This is a genomic window from Massilia sp. S19_KUP03_FR1, from assembly GCF_036688685.1.
Taxonomy (GTDB): domain Bacteria; phylum Pseudomonadota; class Gammaproteobacteria; order Burkholderiales; family Burkholderiaceae_D; genus JALYUM01.
In genome coordinates this window covers 1-4,070 of the sequence record NZ_JAQQPS010000054.1, presented here as the reverse complement: position 1 = coordinate 4,070, position 4,070 = coordinate 1, and the positions used below count along the sequence as shown (strand labels likewise).

Genomic DNA, 4,070 nt, shown 5'->3' with positions numbered 1-4,070 from the left:
GGCGCGTTAAGTCCTTGAATGTAAACGTGTTTTCATGCCGGCCGGACGACGGTGCGGACTTGTGTATAACGAGGTGGCTTTAACCCGTGCCAAATTTTCGGACGCGATACTTTTTCGTGCCGCACCTTTAGTGATGCCATCTCCTGATCGCGGAATGGCAGACGAGAATGTTGGTGGCATAAGGAATTTCGTCTTCGCTTTAAAGTCATCCGCTGCAAATGTGACGTCCTGCCAGAAGTCTACCCAACCATCTAAGTACTCGCCGGGAAATAAATGTGAAATTTTGGCAAACAGAACCGGATGCGATGCAAGACGGACGACGCGCCGCAATGCGAGCCGGTCCGCCGCCGCGGTTGCAAGCGTTGGCCAACGCAGCAGCGCGCCGGTTATGGCAGCCAAAAATCACATTTATTTACTGGCGGGTACTTAGTGAATGGGAGCGATATTGCCCGTCATTCTTACGGTTCGGTGAAGAGGTGAATTGCTGGCCCCGAGCGCGGCTTGCCGGAAAGGCCCGTGATTCCGGGTCGGCCGGTCACTCCCGGAAGCAGTGCTGTCGTCGCGGTTTCATCTGCCATGACGCCTGACGTGCCGGGCCCGCCATGCGCCCCGGCGCTTCCGCCAGCGCCGCCGGGCCCACCGACACTGTCCATGGAACAGAGATCGATACAATCAGCGTCGGCCGCGCGAACTTGGATGAAGACGTTGGCGGACAGTCCGCCACTGCCCCCACGACCGCCGTTGCCGCCGTTGCCGCCGTTGCCGCCGCGCCCGCCCGGTCCTCCGCGTACAATCCCGTCCAGACGATCAATGCCGTCAGCGCCATTGCCGCCTGCGCCGCCGTTGCCACCAGTTCCCCCGCTCCCGCCGGGCATGCCCGGGCCGGCCTGCGCAAAGACACGCAGCGACCCGGGTTGGAAGCCTGTCAGCACGCCAATGCGAATGTCCGCCAGCATCGACATGCCGCCGTTCTGGCCGGTGGTGCCCATGGCACCGTCCGTGCCGTCGGCACCGGGGGCACCATCGAGATCAGAAGAAAACGCCAACAATCGCGGACCGAACGGCGTTCCGATGACTTTTGTTGCCTTGCTGTGCCGGCCGTTAGCGCCGTGGATGCCTCGGGCGCCATCCAACCCCGGCGTGGAACGCAACTGGCTGTACGCGGGGTAGCGAGTAGGCAGAATGCAGATTTCGAAGCCGTCTGCCGCACGCCAGCCACTTCCGCTTTCGTGGCCCCGCATGTGAATTTCTCCGCATTCCAATACCAGGATGTTGCCGTGAACCTCGATTTTCGATCCAGGCGCGACGATCAGCCGGTCGATACGGACGTGAACGTATAGTTCCTCCCGAAAGTGCAGCCCGCTCCAGGCCGAATGCGACGAGCTCACATCCCAGGATTGGCCCACGCCAATCGACACTTCGGCCAGGCGTACCACTTTTAGATGGGCCGGCAAATGGTGCGCGAGGCCGGCTGCATCGGGGGCGTGGAGTTCCCCGTCCGCGAAAATGAATTCTTCGAAGCGGTCATGCATTCCAAGCGGCAAGCGCAGGCGAGCCCGGTTGGGCAGGCCTGCGAAATAAACGCTGCTCCTGGTACGACGTACCGTTTCCTGTCGCGGCCCTAGCAGCCTGCGCATGTCTTGCGCGCTCGGCACTTGGACATAATGCGTCCCGAGTGGCCAGTCTTCCCCTGAGTCAGGAAGACGCACCGAAGACCCGGCATCGATGGCCGACAGGTTTGAGGGCGATTTCAATCCTCGGCCCCCGCGCTGGGTCGGTGTACTGGCAGTTGCATGCTTACGCGCTGAGGGAGATATTGAAAGTTACCTTCGCTCCTGCATTCTGCCCTGGATTGCCTTGCTGGCCAGGCGCACCAGGTGCGCCACTGTTGCCTCCCGAACCATCCCAGGCATGTTTGCCGCTACTGCCACCTGCGCCACCGGCGCCTTCAGCACCGGCCATACCCCCGGTTCCACCAAGTCCGCTTGCTGCGACATTGGATGCGGTTACCAAATAAACCGAGGACGCGTTAGGGAAAGTGACACTTACTGGCGCACCACTGACGCCGTTTCCTCCGTTCCCGCCGTTGCCGCCGTTTCCGCCGTTGCCGCCGCTTGCCCCGTCCCCGCCGTTGGTGCCTTCACAGCCATTAGCGCACCCGTTGCCGCCGTTTCCACCCTGCTGCCCGGTTCCACCCGTGCCACCGATCCCACCCGTTCCTCCAATGCCGGATTGCGCAAAGATCGTAAATCGCTGCTGCGTTACAGCCCCATCGTAGGCCTTGATAATGATATAAGCAGGAAGGGACGCTATGCCTTCCCCACCTGGCGAGCCAGGTTTACCTACGATGCCAATATTACCGGCTGTCCCCGCCTTGCCCGAGCTTGCCCCGGTACAAATACCTGGCGATCCACCGGAAGAATCACTGCCAGCCGCGGCCTGAGATTGGGTGCCGCCGGCAGACCCGGCATCGCCAGTGGTCCCTGGCTGGCCCAAAACACTGATAAGATAGGGAATGCCGGTCGCCGATGTTATTTCAAGACTATCGGCTACCACCTTGGCGATGACACCCATTGCCGTTATCGAACCGTCGGTAAAAGTAAGCGTTCCGGCATTGATAAAGCAGGGCCCGGTATGAATCCCGTAGACCTCAGGAGTGTTAATCATTACGTTCACTCCAGATACTGCGGTTATCGGCAATGGAAAAATTTGTTTGGCAAAATCCTCATCCTCCGGCGCAAGTGCATAATCGCCGAAAACATGCTCTATCAGCCGTCCCATCGACGCGCTCGATGGATCGGTTTCTCCGGATGCACTCCGAACCGGGTTTTGCTCCTTGAACCTGACCCTATGCTCGGCAGGTATATCGCTACCGAAAATCGCCTTGAAATGCTCGAGGGAAGTTACAGTAACTTTGGACCGTATCGTTTCTCCGGTTTTCAGAACCTCTACATCATGGCCCAACACTTTCGCGCGCGTCAAAAAGTCCATTTAATCCCCCAAGAATTTCAATGATGATTGACTATACATGTTTCAGGATTAATATCCGAAATAATCTGAATACTGGGCGTTCTCATAGTCCAAGTCCAACACTTGATGCCGTAAGGTCTACGTTACGCGCAGCACCCTGTTGGTGGTCGCGTTCGCGATCTTTTTCAGCTACATTCTGTATCCGCTGATCAGCCTATTCGAACGCCCGCTGCCGAAAAAGGTGCCACAGGTGGTGTCGATTGCCTTCGGCTTCGTCATCGTCATCAGCGCGATCGCCATCGCCATCGCAAGCACCCTTCTCGGTCCCCGAATGGTCTATAAAGCGACGCACGTGGGTCAGAAAATTCCAGAGCTGATGAAAACCCGGGCGAGGTCAACAAGATTCCGTTGCCGAGCATTCTGCAGCCTTGGCGCGCCGCGATTCCCTGCTGGGCGAGAAGGAGGTCAAGATCACCGCGCTGACGCACGAACTGACCTACTACCGGCGTATCCGCTTCGGCAAGGCCAGTGAGACGCTCGTCGGCCAATAGCAGTCGGTCGTAACCAAGAACGTGCTATATGTGCCGCTCGGCGGCCGCCCCCGTTTGGCTTACCGCAGAACGCATTTTCTCTAGCGAAATATTAGCCAAAGTAAGATTCGTTACCAAGGGCAGTTATAGTAAGGCCGAGACTCACAATGCGGTTCAGGGTATGTATCGCCAAAATAGTGGTAGCGTGCCCAAAAACGCTCAGGACCAATACCAAAAAGAGCGGCGACTTCTTGAATCTGGTCCGGTGTGAATTTATATTTTTTTACCAAAACTTCGACGCTGAACGTCGCAACCCCCAGCCTCGTAGTTACAGGTTTGTCGTCTCCGTCATAGACCTCTTCACGCCGGAACTGCACTGTGCTCTTAAATAAGGTCAAGTCCTCGGGCTCAAGAAGGTCTAAAACTGACGCCCCAAGGCTGGCGGATTCCAAGTCGGCTCTGGTGCGGATGAACGGCGAATCTTTCGCCGAGACTAACTGTTTAGTTTCGTGTGATCATATTCCTCGTCGCAGCATGGCGTTGTTCCGCGCCAAAGCCGTGCTTGACGAG

General features: G+C 57.9%; 5 protein-coding genes. 1 reads left to right on the top strand and 4 read right to left on the bottom strand.

Annotated elements, in window-relative coordinates:
- Nucleotides 1-6 precede the first annotated feature (6 nt).
- From V6M87_RS26975 to V6M87_RS26965, 3 genes are all read right to left on the bottom strand, one after another.
- On the bottom strand, nt 7-399 hold the full coding sequence (locus tag V6M87_RS26975) for a hypothetical protein (protein ID WP_332879765.1): 393 nt from the start codon (nt 397-399) through the stop codon (nt 7-9).
- A 59-nt stretch (nt 400-458) separates the two neighbouring features.
- A complete protein-coding gene (locus V6M87_RS26970; RefSeq protein ID WP_332879764.1) occupies nt 459-1,532 on the bottom strand; it encodes a hypothetical protein in 1,074 nt (357 codons plus the stop codon).
- Nucleotides 1,533-1,797: 265 nt separating this feature from the next.
- A complete protein-coding gene (locus tag V6M87_RS26965; RefSeq protein WP_332879763.1) occupies nt 1,798-2,991 on the bottom strand; it encodes a hypothetical protein in 1,194 nt (397 codons plus the stop codon).
- 407 nt (nt 2,992-3,398) lie between these two features.
- On the opposite strand from V6M87_RS26965, the gene V6M87_RS26960 reads away from it, so the two are divergent.
- A complete protein-coding gene (locus V6M87_RS26960) occupies nt 3,399-3,521 on the top strand; it encodes a hypothetical protein (RefSeq protein WP_332879762.1) in 123 nt (40 codons plus the stop codon).
- 110 nt (nt 3,522-3,631) lie between these two features.
- Here V6M87_RS26960 and V6M87_RS26955 read toward each other — a convergent pair whose 3' ends face one another.
- Nucleotides 3,632-3,952 carry a hypothetical protein gene (locus V6M87_RS26955; protein ID WP_332879761.1) on the bottom strand — a complete coding sequence of 107 codons (321 nt, stop codon included), beginning with the start codon at nt 3,950-3,952 and terminating at the stop codon, nt 3,632-3,634.
- Between the last annotated feature and the right edge of the window lie 118 nt (nt 3,953-4,070).

Bases quoted from the DNA above. Each gene is read 5' to 3' on its own strand.
- V6M87_RS26970 (WP_332879764.1), bottom strand. From the start codon at position 1,532: ATGCATGACCGCTTCGAAGAATTCATTTTCGCGGACGGGGAACTCCAC.
- V6M87_RS26965 (WP_332879763.1), bottom strand. From the start codon at position 2,991: ATGGACTTTTTGACGCGCGCGAAAGTGTTGGGCCATGATGTAGAGGTT.